The sequence below is a fragment of the Hydrogenivirga sp. 128-5-R1-1 genome, assembly GCF_000171895.1.
In genome coordinates this window covers 1-1,013 of record NZ_ABHJ01000543.1, presented here as the reverse complement: position 1 = coordinate 1,013, position 1,013 = coordinate 1, and the positions used below count along the sequence as shown (strand labels likewise).

Annotated in this window: 1 protein-coding gene; it reads right to left on the bottom strand. The window is 32.3% G+C overall.

The features are described 5' to 3' along the window. A partial coding sequence (locus tag HG1285_RS00065; protein ID WP_198005471.1) for an acetate--CoA ligase family protein occupies positions 1-994 on the bottom strand: 994 nt, incomplete at its 3' end. Between the last annotated feature and the right edge of the window lie 19 nt (positions 995-1,013).

Below are 1,013 nucleotides of genomic sequence, written 5' to 3'. Positions count from 1 at the left end.
AAGATGAAATTCTAATTAAAACCTCGGCAAGCTTATCTATATTGGCTGGAGGAATATTTCTAAAACCTTTTTTAAGCAGTTTATAAATCTTTGTTTCTTTTATCATCTCATAGGCAAAATTTTTACTCAGTGGTGGAAAATCAAAAGATACATCTTTTACAAACTCTGTGTAAACCCCGCCAAATCCAAACATTAAATACTGTCTGAAAAGTTTATCCCTTGCACTTCCAATTATAAGTTCAAATCCTTTTTCTACCTGCTCTTCTGCTATTATGCCTTCTATCTTTGCATCCTTTTTGTATTTTTTTGCATTTTCAATAATTTCTTCAAAAGCTTTTTTCAACTGCTGTTTATTTTCTATGTTTAAAATAACACCTCCTGCCTCTGTTTTATGAAGTATGTCAGGAGAGCTTATTTTGGCAACTACTGGAAAGTTTATTTCAAGCTGATTAATTTCCTCTACATTTTTCAGTAAAACAGTTTTATTTATAGGCACGCCGTAAGATTGAAGAACCTTTTTTGTTTCATATTCTGTAAGAAAGGTTTTACCGTTTTTTAAATACTGTTTTATTAAACTTTTCCCTTCACTGCTTTTATAAATCTTAACGCTGTCTTTTTCTATTAAGCCTTTTAGATAATTATACCTCCAAGCAAGAACCATGCTGTCAACAGCTTCTTCGGGTGTGTCATAGGTTGCAACTTTATTTATATCTAAATAATGCCTTGCTTTTTCTACCTTTTTGCCTCCTACTATTGAAAAATAAAGAGGTTTATTAGATTTTTTTCCGTTTAAAAGGTCTACTATTTCAACAGCTGTTTCATAAGGTTTTGTCATGAACTGGGGCGTCATTATTCCAATAATTCCGTCGTTATCTTTGGCTTCCAAAAGTATATCAAGGGCTTTTCTATATCTTTCCGGCGGTGCATCTCCTATAATATCAACAGGGTTATTTTTACTCCACACAGAAGGAAGGACTTTATTTAATTTTTCCATGGTTTTACTGCTTAGCTGT